20 protein-coding genes are annotated in these 17,758 nt (G+C 65.8%); 16 read left to right on the forward strand and 4 right to left on the reverse strand.

The features are described 5' to 3' along the window. Positions 1 to 164: 164 nt before the first annotated feature. On the forward strand, positions 165 to 593 hold the full coding sequence (locus K7W03_RS22800; protein ID WP_025549788.1) for a SufE family protein: 429 nt from the start codon (positions 165 to 167) through the stop codon (positions 591 to 593). A gap of 69 nt (positions 594 to 662) precedes the next feature. Beyond that, positions 663 to 1,157, forward strand: a complete 495-nt coding sequence (locus K7W03_RS22805) for a hypothetical protein (RefSeq protein ID WP_061934855.1) — start codon at positions 663 to 665, stop codon at positions 1,155 to 1,157. Positions 1,158 to 1,209: 52 nt separating this feature from the next. Here K7W03_RS22805 and ggt read toward each other — a convergent pair whose 3' ends face one another. Together ggt and K7W03_RS22815 are read right to left on the reverse strand one after the other, a co-directional pair. Further along, entirely contained in the window at positions 1,210 to 2,910 is a 1,701-nt protein-coding gene (gene ggt / locus K7W03_RS22810; RefSeq protein ID WP_044660414.1) for a gamma-glutamyltransferase, read from the reverse strand. Between the two features lie 48 nt (positions 2,911 to 2,958). Next, entirely contained in the window at positions 2,959 to 3,996 is a 1,038-nt protein-coding gene (locus K7W03_RS22815; RefSeq protein WP_222887404.1) for a quinone-dependent dihydroorotate dehydrogenase, read from the reverse strand. A gap of 464 nt (positions 3,997 to 4,460) precedes the next feature. Between K7W03_RS22815 and K7W03_RS22820 the strand changes: the two genes are divergently transcribed. From K7W03_RS22820 to K7W03_RS22875, 12 genes are all read left to right on the forward strand, one after another. Further along, positions 4,461 to 5,291 carry a helix-turn-helix domain-containing protein gene (locus tag K7W03_RS22820; RefSeq protein ID WP_103001541.1) on the forward strand — a complete coding sequence of 277 codons (831 nt, stop codon included), beginning with the start codon at positions 4,461 to 4,463 and terminating at the stop codon, positions 5,289 to 5,291. A gap of 105 nt (positions 5,292 to 5,396) precedes the next feature. Continuing rightward, on the forward strand, positions 5,397 to 5,894 hold the full coding sequence (locus K7W03_RS22825; protein ID WP_222887405.1) for an RrF2 family transcriptional regulator: 498 nt from the start codon (positions 5,397 to 5,399) through the stop codon (positions 5,892 to 5,894). Beyond that, positions 5,891 to 7,375, forward strand: a complete 1,485-nt coding sequence (gene sufB / locus K7W03_RS22830; protein ID WP_222887406.1) for a Fe-S cluster assembly protein SufB — start codon at positions 5,891 to 5,893, stop codon at positions 7,373 to 7,375. Before K7W03_RS22825 ends, sufB begins: the two co-directional genes overlap by 4 nt. 98 nt (positions 7,376 to 7,473) lie before the next feature. Beyond that, a complete protein-coding gene (locus K7W03_RS22835; RefSeq protein ID WP_226870427.1) occupies positions 7,474 to 7,869 on the forward strand; it encodes an endonuclease domain-containing protein in 396 nt (131 codons plus the stop codon). Further along, positions 7,866 to 8,321 (forward strand): hypothetical protein, encoded by a 456-nt coding sequence (locus K7W03_RS22840; protein ID WP_103001535.1) that lies wholly within the window; start codon positions 7,866 to 7,868, stop codon positions 8,319 to 8,321. The genes K7W03_RS22835 and K7W03_RS22840 overlap by 4 nt, the downstream gene beginning before the upstream one ends. 3 nt (positions 8,322 to 8,324) lie before the next feature. Beyond that, positions 8,325 to 9,071 (forward strand): Fe-S cluster assembly ATPase SufC, encoded by a 747-nt coding sequence (gene sufC, locus K7W03_RS22845; RefSeq protein WP_222887408.1) that lies wholly within the window; start codon positions 8,325 to 8,327, stop codon positions 9,069 to 9,071. Between the two features lie 145 nt (positions 9,072 to 9,216). Further along, a complete protein-coding gene (locus tag K7W03_RS22850) occupies positions 9,217 to 9,969 on the forward strand; it encodes a SufD family Fe-S cluster assembly protein (RefSeq protein ID WP_176597137.1) in 753 nt (250 codons plus the stop codon). Further along, complete coding sequence (locus K7W03_RS22855) at positions 9,966 to 11,186, forward strand: aminotransferase class V-fold PLP-dependent enzyme (protein ID WP_222887409.1); 1,221 nt, start codon at positions 9,966 to 9,968, stop codon at positions 11,184 to 11,186. The genes K7W03_RS22850 and K7W03_RS22855 overlap by 4 nt, the downstream gene beginning before the upstream one ends. Further along, positions 11,183 to 11,632, forward strand: a complete 450-nt coding sequence (locus K7W03_RS22860; RefSeq protein WP_061934842.1) for an SUF system Fe-S cluster assembly protein — start codon at positions 11,183 to 11,185, stop codon at positions 11,630 to 11,632. The genes K7W03_RS22855 and K7W03_RS22860 overlap by 4 nt, the downstream gene beginning before the upstream one ends. Before the next feature lie 44 nt (positions 11,633 to 11,676). Next, positions 11,677 to 12,039 carry a HesB/IscA family protein gene (locus K7W03_RS22865; protein WP_044660406.1) on the forward strand — a complete coding sequence of 121 codons (363 nt, stop codon included), beginning with the start codon at positions 11,677 to 11,679 and terminating at the stop codon, positions 12,037 to 12,039. 14 nt (positions 12,040 to 12,053) lie between these two features. Beyond that, positions 12,054 to 12,851, forward strand: a complete 798-nt coding sequence (locus K7W03_RS22870) for an SDR family NAD(P)-dependent oxidoreductase (RefSeq protein WP_222887410.1) — start codon at positions 12,054 to 12,056, stop codon at positions 12,849 to 12,851. A 90-nt stretch (positions 12,852 to 12,941) separates the two neighbouring features. Continuing rightward, complete coding sequence (locus K7W03_RS22875; RefSeq protein ID WP_165363314.1) at positions 12,942 to 13,097, forward strand: hypothetical protein; 156 nt, start codon at positions 12,942 to 12,944, stop codon at positions 13,095 to 13,097. Here the strand turns inward: K7W03_RS22875 and K7W03_RS22880 are convergent. Beyond that, positions 13,094 to 13,984 carry a DMT family transporter gene (locus tag K7W03_RS22880; protein WP_048576944.1) on the reverse strand — a complete coding sequence of 297 codons (891 nt, stop codon included), beginning with the start codon at positions 13,982 to 13,984 and terminating at the stop codon, positions 13,094 to 13,096. The two genes, K7W03_RS22875 and K7W03_RS22880, sit on opposite strands and share 4 nt — an antisense overlap. After that, on the reverse strand, positions 13,981 to 14,997 hold the full coding sequence (locus tag K7W03_RS22885; protein WP_222887411.1) for a threonine aldolase family protein: 1,017 nt from the start codon (positions 14,995 to 14,997) through the stop codon (positions 13,981 to 13,983). Before K7W03_RS22885 ends, K7W03_RS22880 begins: the two co-directional genes overlap by 4 nt. Positions 14,998 to 15,150: 153 nt before the next feature. On the opposite strand from K7W03_RS22885, the gene K7W03_RS22890 reads away from it, so the two are divergent. Continuing rightward, positions 15,151 to 16,242 carry a branched-chain amino acid aminotransferase gene (locus tag K7W03_RS22890; protein WP_025549772.1) on the forward strand — a complete coding sequence of 364 codons (1,092 nt, stop codon included), beginning with the start codon at positions 15,151 to 15,153 and terminating at the stop codon, positions 16,240 to 16,242. Positions 16,243 to 16,423: 181 nt separating this feature from the next. Then, a complete protein-coding gene (locus K7W03_RS22895) occupies positions 16,424 to 17,632 on the forward strand; it encodes a UbiH/UbiF/VisC/COQ6 family ubiquinone biosynthesis hydroxylase (protein ID WP_222887412.1) in 1,209 nt (402 codons plus the stop codon). The last annotated feature ends 126 nt before the right edge of the window (positions 17,633 to 17,758 follow it).

Below are 17,758 nucleotides of genomic sequence, written 5' to 3' on the forward strand. Positions count from 1 at the left end.
CGGGCGGGGGCAGGGGGCTGGCGTGATGGCGGCGCAGTCGCTTCCATCCTTGCCGGACAGGTCGACCGGCTTGCTCCGTCTGGCCCTCCAACCTGCCTCAAGGGGGACGGAGCAGCAGCGGAAACCGCCTTCCCCCGCCCGATTTTACCCCTATATGGGCGGCCATGACCCAATTGCCCGTCCTTGCCGATCTGGTCGAAGAATATGAATTTCTCGATGCCGACGACCGCTATCGCCTGCTGATCGATCTGGGCAAGGCGCTGGAGCCGATGCCCGACGCGCTCAAGACCGACGCCACGCTGGTCCGGGGCTGCTCGGCGGCGGTCTGGGTCTATCCGACCGTGATCGACGCCGGTTCTGCCGGCGGGGGACGGCTCCACTTCCTGGCGGACAGCAATGCGGCGATCACCAAGGGGATCATCGCGCTCGTCCTCCTCACCGTGCAGGACCAGCCGCCTGCGGCCATCGCCGCCACGGACATCGAAGGCGCGCTGGCGCCGTTCGACCTGCGCAACCAGTTGAGCTCCAATCGGACGCAGGGCATTCCCAACATGATCGCGCTGATCCGGGAAACCGCAGCCCGCTATAGCTGAGCGGAGGGAAACCCCGCAGGGGCCATGCGTTCTCCTTCCGACATCGAAACGGACAGAAGGAGAAACGCGATGCGATCGATAGCGGTGCTTGCCGCCCTGGGGCTGATCGCGGCCTGCTCATCCTCCGAGGACAAGGGACCGACGCAGCGCGACCAGATCGGGCAGGTCTGGAAATATGAGGGCGGCGAGGGCGGAAAGCCCAAGGTCGCCTATATCGGCAGCGCCAATGCGGTCCAGACCATGACCGCGGCCGACACCTTCGGCGTGCTGCTGGTCCAGCCCATGCAGGAGGGCGGGGCGGATGTGACGGTCAAGCTGGTCGGCGCGCCCTTCGCCTGCGACCTGTCGGACTGCAAGGTCACGGCGGTCACGGAAGACGGCAAGACCCATGAATGGAAGGGCCGGATGACCGAGAACAAGGACGGTATCGAAGTCCTGCCCGCCGCCGGGGCCTATGACGCGATCAAGGACAGCCGGACGATCAAGGTGAACCTGGTGGTCGGGCCGAAGGACAAGGTCTTCCCCTTCCAGTTCAACGTCGCCGGCCTGGATTTGAAGGGGTAGCCTGCCCGGAGCACCATGCTCCCGCGCGCGAACAGGGTGCGCCGAAAGGGCGTCACTCCTGCAACGACACGCCCGGGCTGCGCGGATCGGCGCCGCCGACCCAATGGCCGTCCGCCGTCCGCTCCGCCGCATTGGCCTTCAGGCCGAAGCGGCTGACCGATACCTTGTGCCCCAGCTTCTCCAACGGCGCCTTCATGCCCTCCAGCGACGTGCCCTGTTCCACGACCAGACCGTCCCGGTCGAAGAACAGGAATCCCAGGGCGATCGAATCCTGCGCCGACATCCCCCAGTCGAAATGCGCGATCAGCGCCTTGGCGACCTGCATGATGATGGTCCTGCCGCCCGCCGCCCCGATGGTGAAGACCGGGGTTCCCGCCGCATCATAGACGATGGTGGGCGACATGGACGACAGCGGCCGCTTGCCCGGCTCGACCCGGTTGGCGACCGGCGCGCCGTCCTTTTCGGGGGTGAAGCTGAAATCGGTCAGTTCATTGTTCAGGATCACGCCATTGGCGACGAGCTGGCTGCCGAAGAAGCTTTCGATCGTGGAGGTCCAGGCGGCAATATCGCCATTGCGGTCCACCGCGACGAAATGGCTGGTGCCCGATTCCGGCTGGGGCCGGGCGGCGGTGCGCTTCTCCGCACCCGGCGGCGTGCCGGGGCGATAGTCGTTCAGCGCCCTGCCCATGCCGATCAGCGCCGAACGCTGCTTCAGATAGCCGGGATCGATCAGCCCCGCGATGGGCACGGACACGAATTCCGGGTCGCCCAGCCAGGTGTCCCGGTCGGCATAGGCGAGCCGCATCGCCTCCCCGATGACATGCCAGGACCGGGGATCGTCCTTGCCCCATTGCGCCAGCGGGAATCGCTCCACCATGCCCAGCACCTGCAGGACGGTGATGCCGCCCGCCGAGGCGGGCCCCATGCCGCAGACCGTATAGGCGCGATAGGGGCCGCAGACGGGCTTGCGCGGCTTCGCCCGATAGGCGGCGAGGTCGGCCTCCGTCATCGGCACCGGGTTTTTCGGCGCGTTGGTGACGGTTTCGGCCATCATCCGGGCATTGTCGCCCCGATAGAAGGCATCCGGTCCCTCCGCCGCGATCCGCTTGAACAGCGCGGCAAGCGGCGGATTCTTGAGGATCGTGCCCATCGGCGCCGGCTTGCCGTCGATCCAGAAATATTTCTGGATTTCCGGAAAATCGGCCCAGACCGGGGCAACCGCTTTCATCGCCGTGTCGAGCCGCTGGCGCACCTCGAATCCCTGTTCGGCAAAGCGGATGGCGGGCTGGAACAGCTCCGCCCAGGGCAGCTTGCCCCATTTGCGATGCGCGTCCCAGGCAAGGCGGACATTGCCGGGCACGCCGACGGAATAGCCGCCCGGCCAGGCTTCGCGGAAGGAGAGGGGCTGGCCGTCCGCCCCCATGAAACGGTCGGGCCGCGCCGCCGCGGGAGCCGTCTCCCGCCCGTCGATCGATTCCAGCACGCCGGTCCGCCCATCATGATGCATCAGGAATCCGCCGCCGCCGATGCCGCTATTATGCGGCTCCACGACGTTCAGCGTCAGCATCATGGCGATGGCGGCGTCGGTGGCGCTGCCGCCCTTGCGCAATATTTCCTGCCCCGCCTCCGCCGCCCGGGGATCGGCGGCGGACACGGTGGCGTTGACCGCGACCGGCTCCCGCGCGGCGAGCGGAGAGGGGGAAAGGGCATGAAGGGTGAAGGCAGCCAGCAGGCCGGAAAGGCGAAAAGTCATGTCCGGCACCCTAGTCGCTGCGTTGCGGTTCGCAACCCATAGGACGGATCAGGCGTCGATACCCACTATCTCGCTGATATTCCCCACGCCGTCGCGCGCCATCAGCGCCTTGATCCCGGCATTGATCCGCCGGGCGAGATAAGGCCCCTCATAGACCAGGGCGCTGTAGAGCTGGATCAGGCTGGCCCCCGCCCGGATGCGGGCATAGGCCTGGTCCGCCGTGGCGATCCCGCCCACGCCGATCAGCGGCAGCCGCGTGCCCAGCGCCCGGCGGAAGTCGCGCAGCCTTTGCAGCGCCAGATCGTGCAGCGGCGCGCCGGACAGGCCGCCAGCCTCCCCCGCCAGCGGAGACTGCAGCGACGGCCGGGAAATGGTGGTGTTGGACACGATCAGCGCGTCGATCCTGTGGTCGATGCAGGCGGCGGCAATATCCTCCACATCGTCGGGCTCCAGGTCCGGGGCCACCTTCAGGAAGACCGGCGTCCGATTCGCCCCCCGCGCCGCCATGACCGCGCCCAGCAACTGGTCCAGCGCCGCCCGGTCCTGAAGCGCGCGCAATCCCGGCGTGTTGGGGGAGGAGATATTGACCGTCAGATAATCGGCCAGCGGGGCCATGCAGGTGACGCCGGTGGCATAGTCCGCTATCCGGTCGGCCGCATCCTTGTTGGCGCCGATGTTGATGCCGATGACGGGGCCGCCCGGCCGCCTGCGCTTGGCGATCCGTTCCGCCGCCGCCGCCTGGCCGCCATTGTTGAAGCCCATGCGGTTGATCACCGCCCGATCCTCCGCCAGGCGGAACAGCCGGGGCAGGGGATTGCCCTGCTGGGGCAGGGGGGTCAGCGTCCCCAACTCGGCAAAGCCGAAGCCCAGCCCGTGCATCTTGTGCGCGACCAGTCCTTCCTTGTCATAACCCGCCGCCAGGCCCACCGGATTGGGAAAGGCGATGCCCGCCACGGTCTGCGCCAGCATCGAATCGGGTTCCAGCGCAGGCGGCGCCGGCATCAGGCGCAGCATCTTGATGGACAGATGATGGGCGCGCTCGGCGTCCAGAGCGAAAAACAGGGGGCGGATCAGGCGGTACGACATGGCCGCGCTATGCCAGCGCGGACGCCCGGCGTCGAGTCGCTGTTGCAACGCGGCAACAGTAAGGAAGGAACGGCATTTCTTAACAAGATTCCGTGGATTCGTCCCGTTTTGGTCCGGCCGATGTCCGATCCATCCAATAAAATTTCCCCGATTCGGACGTAAGAGAGTCCTGCGACCCGAAGGCTCTAGGCCATATGGCTGACGAGACCTTTTCCTGACCCGGCGGTGAAAACCGCCGGGTCGTTTTTACGGGAACCCCCGTTCATCGTCTCCGGACAAGACGGAAAGTGGCATCCCGTCAAGCATAGCCCTTGCACCTTCACCCCGATGGCGCATATTGCGTGCTGGGGTGAAATATGCGGTCGCATAAAGGCGGGGCGCCCGGGGGGGCGTCGAATATCACGGCAAGAGATGGTCATGCGCCGCTGTCCTATACCGTCGACGCGGCACAGGGACCGGTGCGGTTGCGCTATTTCGCGCCGCCCGAACAACTCAACGCCTATTTCGGTTCGCTTTATATCTTTACCGAAACGGCCGAACATTATTCGGATGTGACACGCGCCGACGTACCGCAACTTCGCTTCATGCTGGACAATAGCGGCAATTATCATTTCCACGACGGAACGATATTGCCGACGCCCGAAGTCTGCCTTTTGGGTCCGACCATGGGCGCGACCCGCTTCGAACTGACGGGGCCGGGCCGGGTGGTCGGCATTTCGCTGCTGCCGGCGGGATGGATCGCCCTGCATGGGGGGGATGCCAGCACGCTCACGGATCGCGTGCAGGAAATGGCGCATCTTGGCGGCTACCGCGATTTGCTCGACCGGCTCCGCGCCACCGACGATGCGGAGGGGATGGCGGCGCTTTGCTGGTCCTTCCTGTCGGAAAGGCTGGTCCCGCTGCCGGAAGCGACATGGCGTCTGCTGGAGGCGGTGGACGGCTGGCTGATGGGCGAAGGCTCCCCGCGGATCGAGACGCTGGCCGACATCACCGGCCTCTCGCCGCGCCAGCTCGCCCGGCTCACCAACAAATATTATGGCTGCCCGCCCAAGCTGCTGGCGCGCAAATATCGGGCGCTTCGATGCAGCGCGCGAATCGCGCTGGATCATGAAAGCTGGCAGGCGCTGTGCGACGACGGTCGGTTCTACGACCAGTCGCATTTCATTCGGGAGATCAAGCATTTCATCGGCCTGACCCCGCATCAGTTGCAGACCGAACCCAGCGCCGTGGCGCAACTCACCCTGCTGCGCCGTTCGCTGGGCGGAGACGTGGCCGTGATCAACCGTTTCAGCTAAGCCTTCCTCCCAAGCAAAAATGCCTTGATTCCGGGCGCGGGCGGGACCACATGCGCAATCGGATTGATTCGATCCGATTTGAGAATGGTTCGCAAGACGCAGGTCATGAGGCTTTCGAGTTTCGCAGATTATGCCGTGGTGCTGATGTCCGCCGCCGCCCGCCATTGCGGGGCGGGCGCTGGGCTGGACCCTGCGACCAACAAATATGTGAAGATGAACGCGACCACGCTCTCCGCCGAAACCGGCATTCCCCTGCCCACCGCGCAGAAGCTGGTGAGCCGCCTGTCGGCCGCCGGACTGCTCGAATCGAGCCGGGGGACCGGCGGCGGCGTGCGCCTCAGCCGCCCGCCCGCCGCGATCACCCTGGCCGATGTGCTGGAGGCGGTGGAAGGCCCCATCGCCATGACCGCCTGCACCGAAATGGGCGCGCATGACTGCTCGCTGGAGCAGGACTGCCGCGTCCGTCCGCACATGAATGTGGCGAACAATGCGATCCGGTCGGCGCTCGCCGCCGTCACCATCGCCAGCCTCGCCAGAGAAGTCACCCCGCCTCCGTTCGTTTCGGGCGAAGTCGAGAAACGAGTTGCAGAGCAGACGCTATGACCGAAGAAGCCACCACCGTTCGCAACCTCGAAGCGCAGGAGGCCGCCGAGCGCGCCTCCACCTACGAACATGGCTGGTCCTCCGCCATCGAGCAGGATTTCGCGCCCAAGGGGCTGAACGAGGACACGGTCCGCTTCATCTCCGCCAAGAAGAAGGAGCCCGAATGGCTGCTGGAATGGCGGCTGAAGGCGTTCCGCATGTGGCAGGAGATGGAAGCGCCGGAGTGGGCCAAGCTCAACATCCCGCCGATCGACTATCAGGACGCTTATTATTACGCCGAGCCGAAGAAGAAGGCGGAGCTGGAGTCGCTGGACGAACTCGATCCGGAGATTCGCGCCACCTATGAGAAGCTGGGCATCCCCATTGCTGAGCAGGAAGTGCTGGCGGGGGTGAAGAACAGCCGCAAGGTGGCGGTCGACGCGGTGTTCGACAGCGTCTCGGTCGCCACCACCTTCCGCAAGGAGCTGGAGGAAGCGGGCGTCATCTTCCGCTCGATCAGCGAGGCGGTGCGCGAATATCCGGACCTTGTGAAGAAGTGGCTGGGCAAGGTCGTGCCGATGCACGACAATTATTTCGCGACGCTCAATTGCGCGGTCTTTTCCGACGGCACCTTCGTCTACATCCCCAAGGGGGTGCGCTGTCCGATGGAGCTTTCCACCTATTTCCGCATCAACGCGGAGAATACGGGCCAGTTCGAACGCACGCTGATCGTCGCGGATGAGGGGAGCTACGTCTCCTATCTCGAAGGCTGCACCGCGCCGATGCGCGACGAGAATCAGCTTCACGCGGCGGTCGTGGAACTGGTCGCGCTGGACGATGCGGAGATCAAATATTCGACCGTCCAGAACTGGTACCCCGGCGACGAGAACGGCAAAGGCGGCATCTATAATTTCGTGACCAAGCGGGCGCTTTGCCAGGGCCGTAACTCGAAGGTGAGCTGGACCCAGGTGGAAACCGGCTCCGCCATCACCTGGAAATATCCAAGCTGCGTGCTGAACGGCGAGAATAGCGTGGGCGAGTTCTACTCTGTGGCGCTGACCAACAATCTGCAACAGGCCGACACCGGCACCAAGATGATCCACAATGGCAAGGGGTCGCGTTCGACCATCGTGTCCAAGGGGATCAGCGCCGGGCGGTCTAACAACACCTATCGCGGGCTGGTGCGCGTCGCGCCGGGCGCGGAGGGCGTGCGCAACTTCACCCAGTGCGACAGCCTGCTGCTGGGCGACCAGTGCGGCGCGCACACGGTCCCCTATATCGAGGTGCGCAACCCGAGCGCGCAGATCGAGCATGAGGCGACCACCAGCAAGATCAGCGATGATCAGTTGTTCTACGCGATGCAGCGCGGGCTGGATCAGGAGGCGGCGGTCAGCCTGATCGTCAACGGCTTCGCGCGCGAGGTGCTGCAGCAGCTCCCCATGGAGTTCGCCGTCGAGGCGCAGAAACTGCTGGGCATTTCGCTGGAGGGGTCGGTCGGTTGAGGAGCCTGAACCCTCTCGATCAAGCCGCACGCCTAAACTCCCCTCCCCTTCAGGGGAGGGGCCGGGGGTGGGGGCTCTCCGCTGGTCGCCTCGCTCAATTGGCAGGCTTCGCCCACGAAATGCGCCGCGAGCCGACAGAACCGGAAAAGCGCCTCTGGGCAAAACTCTCCCGCTCGCAGCTCGGCGGCTATAAATTCCGCCGTCAGTCCGTGATCGGTCCCTTCATCGTCGACTTCCTCTGCTCGCAAAAGGCGCTGATCGTCGAAGTCGATGGCGATACGCATAGGGCAGAAGAGGACAAGGCGCGCGATACGACGCTGAACGCATTGGGCCACCGCATCATCCGCATCGCCAATCAGGAGGTGATGCACAATGTCGATGGGGTTTGCGAAACCATCCTTAGCGCGCTCCAACAGGCGCCGGATCGTTGGGCGAGCCCCCACCCCAACCCCTCCCCTGAAGGGGAGGGGCTTTTAGAGGACCAAGACTCTTGAGCGACGAAGACGATATTCAGGATGCCCTTGCCGATTTCGCGGAGGATGTCGGCAACGGCCAGGCATGGACCGCCGCGATCCGCATCCTGACCGAAGATTATGAGCTGGAAGAGGGCGAGCTTCAGGCCCGCGCCGCCAAGGATTTTGGCGATCTCGACGCCTATCAGGCCGAATGCCGCGCCGCGCTGGAAAAGGGCGATCTCGCCTTCACCGAGAAGCTCAAGTCCGACAAGGCCTTCCACAAGGCCAAGGCCCCCAACCTCGCCCGCATGGGTCCGGTGACGGAGTTCGTGACCGGCGTGCTGGAAAAGGGCGCGCCCGAACCCGGCGCCGACTGGTGGCCCTATATGCCGATCAAGCGGCATATCGACACGCTGTTCCCCGCGCCGGGCGATGTGCGGGACATGGCCTTCTGGACAGCGCGCACGCTCCAGCGCGCGCATAAGGGATAAAAGATGCTGACGATCGACAATCTCACCAACGAAATCGACGGCAAGGCGATCCTGAAAGGCCTGTCGCTCTCCATCAAGGCGGGCGAAATCCACGCGATCATGGGACCGAACGGCGCGGGCAAGTCGACGCTGGCCTATACGCTGGGCGGTCGCCCCAATTATGAGGTCACTGGCGGCACCGCGACCTTCGAGGGCGCTGACCTGTTCGAAATGGAACCGCATGAGCGCGCCGCCGCGGGCCTGTTCCTCGGTTTCCAATATCCGGTCGAGATTCCGGGCGTCTCCAACCTGCAATTCCTGCGCGAGAGCCTCAATTCGCAGCGCAAGGCGCGGGGCCAGGAACCGCTGTCGGGCGGCGAGTTCATCAAGCTCGCCAAGGAGAAAGCGGGTCTGCTGGGCCTCGACATGGAGATGCTGAAGCGTCCGGTGAATGTCGGCTTTTCCGGCGGCGAAAAGAAGCGCGCCGAAATGGTGCAGATGGGCATTCTCGACCCCAGACTGGCGATCCTCGACGAAACCGACTCCGGCCTCGACATTGACGCGCTCAAGATCGTGGGTTCGGGCATCAACGCCATCATGCGCAAGCCCGACAAGGCGGTGCTGCTCATCACCCATTATCAGCGCCTGCTCGATTATGTGAAGCCGGACTTCGTGCATGTGCTGGCGGCGGGTCGGATCGTGAAGTCGGGTGGTCCCGAACTGGCGCTGGAACTGGAGCGCGAAGGCTATGCCGAGGTGGTTGCGGCGTGATGCTTCCCGGTTCCGTTCGCCCTGAGCTTGTCGACCCGGAGGGCGGCAATAGCCAACGGCCTTATTTTTCTTCGAAGAAAGGACTGGGCTTCGACATTCGAGCGAGACAAGTGGCTCGCTCGGACAGCCCGAACGGGTCTATCGAATGAACACTCTCACCCTTCCCACGCGCAAGGCCGAAGAATGGCGCTACAGCGATCTTGACGCGCTGGCCGCCATCTGGCCCACGCCTGCGCCTGTGCGCATCGATGTCGCCGCCGGGGAAACGGCGCGCCATCATCTGTTGCAGGACGCGGCCGACGGCGCGGCAGCGGTGCATGACTATGCGATCAGCATCGCGGACGGGGCGCGCTGCGACTTCCATGTCCTCAATATCGGCGGGAAATTCGGTCGCGTGACCTTCACCGTCACCTTGGGCAAGGGTAGCCATTTCGAACTGAACGGCGCGATCATCGGCGGCGGCGATCAGGTGCTGGAGATCGTCACCGCCGTCACCCATGCCGAGCCGGACTCGACCAGCGGCCAGACGATCCGCTCCATCCTGGGCCAGCGGGCGACCGGCAGCTATCTGGGCAGCATCAACGTCGCCCGCGACGCGCAGCGCACCGATGCCTTCCAGTCGGTCAAGGCGATGCTGCTCGACCGCACCGCCACGGCCAATGCCAAGCCGGAGCTGGAAATCTACGCCGACGACGTGAAATGCGCTCATGGCGCGACCGTGGGCGAACTGGACAGGCAGGCGCTGTTCTACATGGCCAGCCGCGGCATGGACCCGGCGACGGCCAAGACGCTGTTGCTGAAGGCCTTTGTCGCGGGGGTGTTCGACGATGTGGCTGATGAAGCGGTGAAGGACGGCCTTGAAGCCGCCGCGCTCGCCAAGCTGGAGGCACTGGTATGAACGACCTCGCCCAAGCGCTGCGGCTGCGCGACGACTTCCCCGGCCTTTTGAATAGTGAGGGGGGCAACTGGCATTATCTCGACAGCGCCGCCACCGCGCAGAAGCCCCATGCGGTGATCGACGCCATCGCCCGCGCCTATGGGCCGGATTACGCCACCGTCCATCGCGGCGTCTATGAGCGTTCCGCCAATATGACGCTCGCCTATGAAGCGGCGCGGCGCAAGGTCGCCAGCTTCCTCGGCGCGCGGTCGGACAGCGAGATCGTCTATGTTCGCGGCGCGACCGAGGGCATCAATCTGGTCGCGCAAAGCTGGGCGGGGACGCAGCTCAAAGCCGGCGACCGCATCCTGCTCTCGATGCTGGAACATCACAGCAATATCGTCCCCTGGCAGATCGTAGCCGAGAAAGTCGGCGCGCAGATCGACGTGGTGCCGTTGACGGCCGACGGCAGGATCGATCTCGACGCCATGGCCGCGATGATCACCCCGGCGCACAGGATGGTTGCGCTGGCCCATGTGTCGAACGTGCTGGGCAGCGTACTCGACGTCCGCCGCGCCGCCGACATCGCGCACAGCGTCGGCGCGAAAATCCTGATCGACGGCTGTCAGGCCGTGCCGCGCCTCGCCGTCGACGTGCAGGCGCTGGACTGCGACTTCTACGTCTTTTCCGCGCACAAGCTCTACGGCCCGACCGGCATCGGCGCGCTCTGGGGGCGGAAGGAACTGCTGGACGCCATGCCGCCCTATCAGGGGGGCGGGTCGATGATCGACAAGGTGACGTTCGAAAAAACAACCTATGCCCCCGCGCCGACGCGTTTCGAGGCAGGCACGCCGCATATCACGGGCGTCGTCGGCCTGTCGGCGGCGATCGACTATGTGCAGGCCATCGGGCTCGACGCGATCCACGCCCATGAATGCGCTTTGGTCGGAAAGGCGCGGACCGCGCTGGAAAGCCTCAACAGCGTCCGCGTCTTCGGGCCGCAGGACAGCGCGGGAATCCTCTCTTTCGAGGTCGAGGGGGTTCATCCGCACGATGTCGGCACCATATTGGACGAAACGGGCGTGGCCATCAGGGCGGGGCATCATTGCGCGCAGCCGCTGATGCGCCATCTGGGCGTCGAGGCGACCGCGCGGGCCAGCTTCGGCATCTATAGCGACGAGGGCGACGTGGACGCGCTGGTCAAAGGGATTGAACGAGTGAGGAAGATCTTCGGATGACCGAGGAACGCAAGATTTTGGTGGAAGAGGTCGCGGCGGTGGAGACCCCGCCCAAGGCGCGCGTGGAAGAACCGCGCCAGCGCGACTATCTGGACGGTTTCCTGAACGCCAAGCCAGCGGAAACGCCGAAGGGCGAGCCGGGCGGCAGCCTCTACGACGCGATCATCGACGCGCTCAAGGAAATCTACGACCCGGAAATTCCGGTCAATATCTATGATCTGGGCCTCGTCTACGGCGTCGACGTGACGGAGGACGGCCATGCCGTCGTCACCATGACGCTGACCACGCCGCATTGCCCGGTGGCCGAATCCATGCCCGGCGAAGTCGAACTGCGCGTCGGCGCGGTGCCCGGCGTGGGCGACGCGCAGGTGAACCTCGTCTGGGACCCGCCATGGGACCCGCAGAAAATGTCGGACGAGGCTAAGCTCGAACTGGGGATGTTGTAACACTCTCCCCTCCCGCAGGCGGGAGGAGGGAAGAAGGAACGGAAATGACCGAAACGACGACCAAGACCCGAGCCCGCCCCGCCGCCGTCATCCTGACGCCGAGCGCGGAGCAGCGCATCGCCGACCTGATGAGCCAGGCTCCCGAAGGCACGATCGGCGTCAAGCTTTCGACCCCGCGCCGTGGCTGTTCGGGCCTTGCCTATTCGGTCGACTATGTGAGCGAGGAAGCGAAGTTCGACGAGAAGATCGAGACCCCCGGCGGCGCCTTCTACATCGACGGCGCGTCGGTGCTCTATCTGGTCGGGTCGACGATGGACTGGGTGGAGGACGACTTCACCGCCGGTTTCGTCTTCAACAATCCCAACGCCAAGGGCAGTTGCGGCTGCGGCGAGAGCTTCACGGTCTGAGGGAATAGTGTTTCATGCCCCATATGCTCATTCTGGGGCAGGGCTACACCGCTTCCCGCCTGGCTGTCCGCCTTCGTGAAGAAGGCTGGCACGTCACCGGCGTCCGTCGCACCGCCGATGCCGAAGCGCTCGCCTTCGATGATGAAGACGCCGTCCGCGCCGCCATCGCGCAGGCCAGCCATATCCTCTCGTCCGTTCCGCCGGAGGGAGATGCCGACCCCGTCCTCAGCCGCTATGGCGCGGCCATCGCCGCCGCGCCCGCGATCTGGACAGGCTATCTCTCCTCCACCGGAGTCTATGGCGATGCGGCGGGCGCATGGGTCGATGAAGCCACCCCTCTCCGTCAGGGTCGCCGTGCCGCACGGGCGCAGGCCGACGCCGACTGGGGTGCGCTTCGCCCCGATGTGCGGCGTTTCCGCCTGCCCGGTATCTACGGCCCCGGCCGCTCGGTGCTGGATCGCGTGCGGGAAGGGCGGGCGCATCGCATCGATCTGCCCGATCAGGTGTTCAGCCGGGCCCATGTCGACGATATCGGCGCGGGCATCGTCGCGTCGATTCATCAGGGACCGCCAGGCATCTACAATCTTTCGGACGACCTGCCCTGCCCGCAGAACCGGCTGATCGAGGAAGCCTGCGCCCTGCTTGGCCAGCCGCTGCCGCCGCTATTGACGCTGGAGGAAGCCCAGCTCACCCCCATGGCCCGGTCCTTCTACGCCGAAAACCGCCGGGTCGCGAACGGTCGGGCCAAGCGGTTGCTGGGCTGGTCGCCTCGCTATCCCACCTATCGCCAAGGGTTGCGCGCCTGCCTGTGACTCGCTCCGCCGCAAAGCCCGGTCATCGCTAACGCGTTCTTAACCATCCTGGCCCGATGGCTGTCCCGTCAGCTTTCGGGGACTAAAGAGATGGACCGCTTCGATCACGCCTTCACCGCCCTTGGCCAGCGCATCAACAGCCTGTCCCTGCCCGAACGCGCCGCATCCGCGCCAGTCCCGCTCGCCAGCCTGATCGACCGGGTGAACGCGGCGAAGCGGCTCTATCGGCCCGGCGTCCGCCGTTAAGCCTGCTTCGTCCGCAGCGCCACGACCATCCCGATTATCGCCAGCAGCGCGCCCGCACCCGCCAGCGCCGTCCAACGATAGCCCTCCACCAGCGTGGAGATCAGCATCGCGATCACCGGGATCAGCACGCTGGTATAGGCGGCGCGCCCCGCGCCCATGCTCTGGATCAGCCGGAAATAAAGCGGAAAGGTCACGACCGATCCGGCCAGCCCCAGCCAGGCGATTCCCGCCAGATAGCTCCATCGCGCCTCGATCACCGGCGGCCCGGTCGTAACCCAGGCGAACAGCGCATCCACCCCCGCGCCGATCAGCATCGCCCAGGCCAGCACCGCCACCATCGGCAGCCGCCGGGCGATCTCCATCCCCTGCATGACATTGGCGGCGGACGCGCTCAGCAGCCCCGCAACGGAGAAAGCGGCTCCCAGAATCACCATGTCCGGCCGAACGCTCGCGGCGCGATATTCATGCGCCAGCATCAGCGCGATCCCCGCCACCGCCACCACCGATCCGGCGATGAAAGCCCGGCTCACCGGCTGGCGGAAGAAGAGGAAGGCAAGGATGCTGTTGGGGATCAGCAGCATCGCATAGACCACCGCCACCACGCCCGATGTCAGAAAATGCTCGGCGCGATAGACGAAGTTGAAGTTCATCACGAACTGCGCCACGCCCAGCAGGCCCGCAAAGACCAGCCCCCTGCCGCCGATGCTGAGCGGCACGCCGCGCAGCCGGGCGAAGATCGCCATCGCCACCCCGGCCAGCAGGAAGCGGTAGCAGACCGACCAGCTTGGCGGCACGCTGCCCAACTGGTCGCGGATGACGATCCAGGTCGAACTCCAGATCAGCGTGACGAGGATGAAGGGCAGGACGACGCCCTTGCCTTGCCTCATCCCTTCAACGCCCTCAGCGCATCGGCCAGAGGCTGCACGCTGGCGGCGTCCTGCGACCAGTTGGTGACGAGCCGCGCCGCATCCGCGCCCCAATCGTAGAAATCGAAGCCCTGCGCCCGCAACTGCGCCCTTTCCGCTTCGGTGAGCCGCACGAACAGCTCATTGGCCTCGACCGGATGCATCAGCCGACCCGCCGCGCCCTCCGCCAGCGCCCGGGCCGCCGCATTGGCCGCCCGCGCATTGCGCAGCCAGAGGTCGCCCTCGACCATCGCCAGCGCCTGCGCCGCGAGATAGCGCCCCTTGGAGAAGAGATGCCCCGCCCGCTTGCGCCAGCGCGCCGCTTCGGCCGCCCGCGCCTGAGCCCCATCCCCGAAAAAGACCAGAGCCTCCCCGATCATCCCGCCATTTTTGACGCAGCCGAAGGAGAGTATGTCGACGCCCGCCCGCCAGGTCACATCGCCCGGATGGCAGCCCAGATGCGCCACCGCATTGGCGAAGCGCGCCCCGTCCATGTGGAAACCCAGCCCATATTCCCGCGCCAGATCGCCCAGCGCCGCCACCTCCTCGGGACTATAGGCCAGCCCATATTCGGTCGCCTGGGTAATGCTGATCGCCCGCGCCGGCACCTGATGCACATCGGGGCGGATCGCCTTCAGCCGCTCGGTCACGGCATCGGGCGACAGTTTCGCGCCCGCGCCGGGCAGCGCCATCAGGCTCGCTCCATGGGTGTAGAAGCCGGGCGCGCCGCATTCGTCGACGACGATATGCGCCTCCTCATGGCAGATCACGCCGCCATAGGGCGGACAGAGGCAGGCCAGCGCGATGCTGTTCGCCGCCGTGCCCGTCGCGATCCACAGCGCCACCGCCTGCGTCCCGAACAGGTCGGAAAAGGCGCCGTTCAGCCGGGCGCTCCAGCCATCGCCGTCATAGCCATGGTCGGCATGGTCGGCGGCTGCGATGGCCGCCATCACCTCCGGACAGACCGGCGTCGCATTGTCGGAAAAAAAGTGCATGGCGCAGCGATAGCCCCGCCGCGCTCCAGCGCCAAGATGCCACCCCCATCGGATCGGCTATGGGCGGCTACATGGGTCAGCAATATTGACCGTTTGTTTCGCGCCGCCATCTGTGACATAGGCGGCGCGTCCAACCCAAAGGAGTTTTTCGTCATGGACGTCCAGCAGACATCGCGCTTCACCGTCACCCGCAGCAGCAAGGCTGTGTCGGCTGACCAGCGCGCGGTATTGCTGGCGGACCCCGGCTTCGGAAAGCTCTTCACCGACCATATGGTGACGATTCGCTATACGGAAGGGCAGGGCTGGCACAGCCACGCCATCGGCCCCCGCGAACCCTTCCAGCTAGATCCGGCCTGTGCCGTGCTGCACTATGCGCAGGAAATTTTCGAAGGGATGAAGGCCTATCGTCTGGAGGACGGCAGCATCGCCATGTTCCGGCCGGAGGAAAATGCGCGCCGCTTCGCTGAGTCGGCCGAGCGTATGGCCATGCCCGCTTTGCCGGAGGACCTCTTCCTGGAAGCGGTCGAGGAACTGGTGAAGATCGACGCCGACTGGATTCCGGGCGGGGAGGGCAGCCTGTACCTGCGCCCCTTCATGTTCGCGAGCGAGACCTTCCTGGGCGTGCGCCCGGCGAACGAGTATATTTTCTGCGTCATCGCCTCGCCCGCCGGCGCCTATTTCAAGGGCGGGAAGAAGGCGGTCACGCTCTGGGTGTCGGAACATTTCACCCGCGCGGCGCGCGGCGGCACCGGCGCTGCGAAATGCGGCGGCAATTACGCCGCCTCGCTGGTGGCGCAGAAGGAAGCGATCCAGCATGGCTGCGACCAGGTCGTCTTCCTCGACGCCGCCGAGAACAAGTGGGTCGAGGAACTGGGCGGCATGAACGTCTTCTTCGTGATGGACGACGGGTCCATCGTCACCCCGCCGCTGTCCGGCACGATCCTGCCGGGCATCACCCGCAACAGCATCCTCTCGCTCGCCCGCGCCAAGGGGCATGAGGTGCGCGAGGAACCCTACAGCTTCGCCCAGTGGCGCGCCGACGCCGCCAGCGGCAAGCTGCGGGAGGCCTTCGCCTGCGGCACGGCAGCGGTCGTGACGGCCATCGGCACGGTCAAGAGCGTCGATGGCGACTTTACCATCGGCAATGGCGACGGCGGCATCGTGACCGAAGCGCTGCGCGCCGACCTCACCGGCATCCAGCGCGGCACGGTGGCCGATCCGGCCAACTGGGTGCGGAAGCTGTAACGGATCAACATACCCCTCCTCCGTTCGGGCTGAGCCTGTTGAAGCCCTTCACTTTTCTTCAAAGAAAGTGGAACCGTTGGCTATCGCCGCCCTTCGGGTCGACAAGCTCAGGGCGAACGGAGGAGAGGGGGGCGTTTTGTCGCCCTTCCCATTCCTGGCCCAAGCGCCTAGAACCGCCCTCATGCAACGCTTCGACGTCGTCATTCTGGGCGGTGGCCTGGTCGGCCTGACCCTTGGCATCGCGCTTTCCGGCCATGGCGTGCGCTGCGCCGTGATCGATCCGGCCAATCCGGTTGAGACCACCGCCGCCGGTTTCGACGGGCGGGTTTCGGCCATCAGTTCCACCAGTTTCGCCATGCTGTCGGCCATAGGCGTGGCAGACCATCTGGACGGCAAGGGTTGCCCCATCGACCGCATCTGGGTCAGCGACGGGCTGGAGCCGGGCGCGCTCGACTTCGCGCCGGACGCGGATGACGGCGTGATGGGGATCATGTTCCCCAATCGCGACCTGCGCGTCGCCCTGGCGCAAACGGCGGAAAAGGCGGACAATCTCACCCGCTTCCAGCCCGACCGGGCGCTGCATGTCGACCGCAACGCCGACGGCGTGACGCTGACCCTGGCCAGCGGCGAAACCCTCCACGGCGCGCTGCTGGTCGCGGCGGAGGGCCGCAACAGCCCGACCCGGGAGGCGGCAGGCATCCGCACCACGCGCTGGAACTACAGGCATGTCGCGATGGTGACGGCCATCGACCATGCCGTGCCGCACGCCAACACGGCCTATGAGATATTCTATCCCGGCGGCCCCTTCGCGCTGCTGCCGATGCTGCCGGGCACCCGCTCCGCCATTGTCTGGACCGTGCCGACCGAGCAGGCTCCCGCCATGCTCAAGCTGTCCGAACGGGCCTGGCTGGCGGAGGCGCAGAAGCGCATGGGCGGCTTCCTGGGCGAGATCGCGCTGGCCGGGCCGCGCTCCAGCTATCCGCTTGGGTTCCACCATGCGGCGCGGATCACCGACACGCGGCTCGCGCTGGTGGGCGACAGCGCCCATGCGATCCACCCGATTGCGGGGCAGGGGCTCAATCTCGGCTTCCGCGATGTCGCCGCGCTGGTGGAGGTGCTGGTGGAGGGCATGCGCCTCGGTCTCGATCCGGGCGACGCGCAATTGCTCGCCCGCTATCAGCGCTGGCGGGGCCTGGACGCGATGATGACCAGCGTGGCGATGGACGGGCTTGTCCGGCTGTTCGACGTGCCGGGGCGCATTCCCTCGCTGGTCCGCCGCGCCGGGCTGGCGGCGGTGCAGCGCACGTCGCTGCTCAAGAACCGCTTCATGGCGGAGGCGCGGGGACAATCCGGCGCGCTGCCGCGCCTGCTGACGGGCGAGATGGTGTAGCTATGAGGCTGTTTCTGGCCAATCCAAGACATTCCCCTCCCGCAGGCGGGAGGGGTTAGGGGTGGGCGCGAGCGCAGCGAGCTTCTGACTTAGCCGTTGCAAAACAGCGCAGATGCCGCGCCAGCC

Source organism: Sphingobium sp. PNB, assembly GCF_019873065.1.
In the GTDB taxonomy this organism is placed as follows: domain Bacteria; phylum Pseudomonadota; class Alphaproteobacteria; order Sphingomonadales; family Sphingomonadaceae; genus Sphingobium; species Sphingobium fuliginis.

Bases quoted from the DNA above. Each gene is read 5' to 3' on its own strand.
- K7W03_RS22800 (WP_025549788.1), top strand. From the start codon at position 165: ATGACCCAATTGCCCGTCCTTGCCGATCTGGTCGAAGAATATGAATTT.
- K7W03_RS22805 (WP_061934855.1), top strand. From the start codon at position 663: ATGCGATCGATAGCGGTGCTTGCCGCCCTGGGGCTGATCGCGGCCTGC.
- ggt (WP_044660414.1), bottom strand. From the start codon at position 2,910: ATGACTTTTCGCCTTTCCGGCCTGCTGGCTGCCTTCACCCTTCATGCC.
- K7W03_RS22815 (WP_222887404.1), bottom strand. From the start codon at position 3,996: ATGTCGTACCGCCTGATCCGCCCCCTGTTTTTCGCTCTGGACGCCGAG.
- K7W03_RS22825 (WP_222887405.1), top strand. From the start codon at position 5,397: ATGAGGCTTTCGAGTTTCGCAGATTATGCCGTGGTGCTGATGTCCGCC.
- sufB (WP_222887406.1), top strand. From the start codon at position 5,891: ATGACCGAAGAAGCCACCACCGTTCGCAACCTCGAAGCGCAGGAGGCC.
- sufC (WP_222887408.1), top strand. From the start codon at position 8,325: ATGCTGACGATCGACAATCTCACCAACGAAATCGACGGCAAGGCGATC.
- K7W03_RS22850 (WP_176597137.1), top strand. From the start codon at position 9,217: ATGAACACTCTCACCCTTCCCACGCGCAAGGCCGAAGAATGGCGCTAC.
- K7W03_RS22855 (WP_222887409.1), top strand. From the start codon at position 9,966: ATGAACGACCTCGCCCAAGCGCTGCGGCTGCGCGACGACTTCCCCGGC.
- K7W03_RS22860 (WP_061934842.1), top strand. From the start codon at position 11,183: ATGACCGAGGAACGCAAGATTTTGGTGGAAGAGGTCGCGGCGGTGGAG.
- K7W03_RS22865 (WP_044660406.1), top strand. From the start codon at position 11,677: ATGACCGAAACGACGACCAAGACCCGAGCCCGCCCCGCCGCCGTCATC.
- K7W03_RS22870 (WP_222887410.1), top strand. From the start codon at position 12,054: ATGCCCCATATGCTCATTCTGGGGCAGGGCTACACCGCTTCCCGCCTG.
- K7W03_RS22875 (WP_165363314.1), top strand. From the start codon at position 12,942: ATGGACCGCTTCGATCACGCCTTCACCGCCCTTGGCCAGCGCATCAAC.
- K7W03_RS22880 (WP_048576944.1), bottom strand. From the start codon at position 13,984: ATGAGGCAAGGCAAGGGCGTCGTCCTGCCCTTCATCCTCGTCACGCTG.
- K7W03_RS22885 (WP_222887411.1), bottom strand. From the start codon at position 14,997: ATGCACTTTTTTTCCGACAATGCGACGCCGGTCTGTCCGGAGGTGATG.
- K7W03_RS22890 (WP_025549772.1), top strand. From the start codon at position 15,151: ATGGACGTCCAGCAGACATCGCGCTTCACCGTCACCCGCAGCAGCAAG.
- K7W03_RS22895 (WP_222887412.1), top strand. From the start codon at position 16,424: ATGCAACGCTTCGACGTCGTCATTCTGGGCGGTGGCCTGGTCGGCCTG.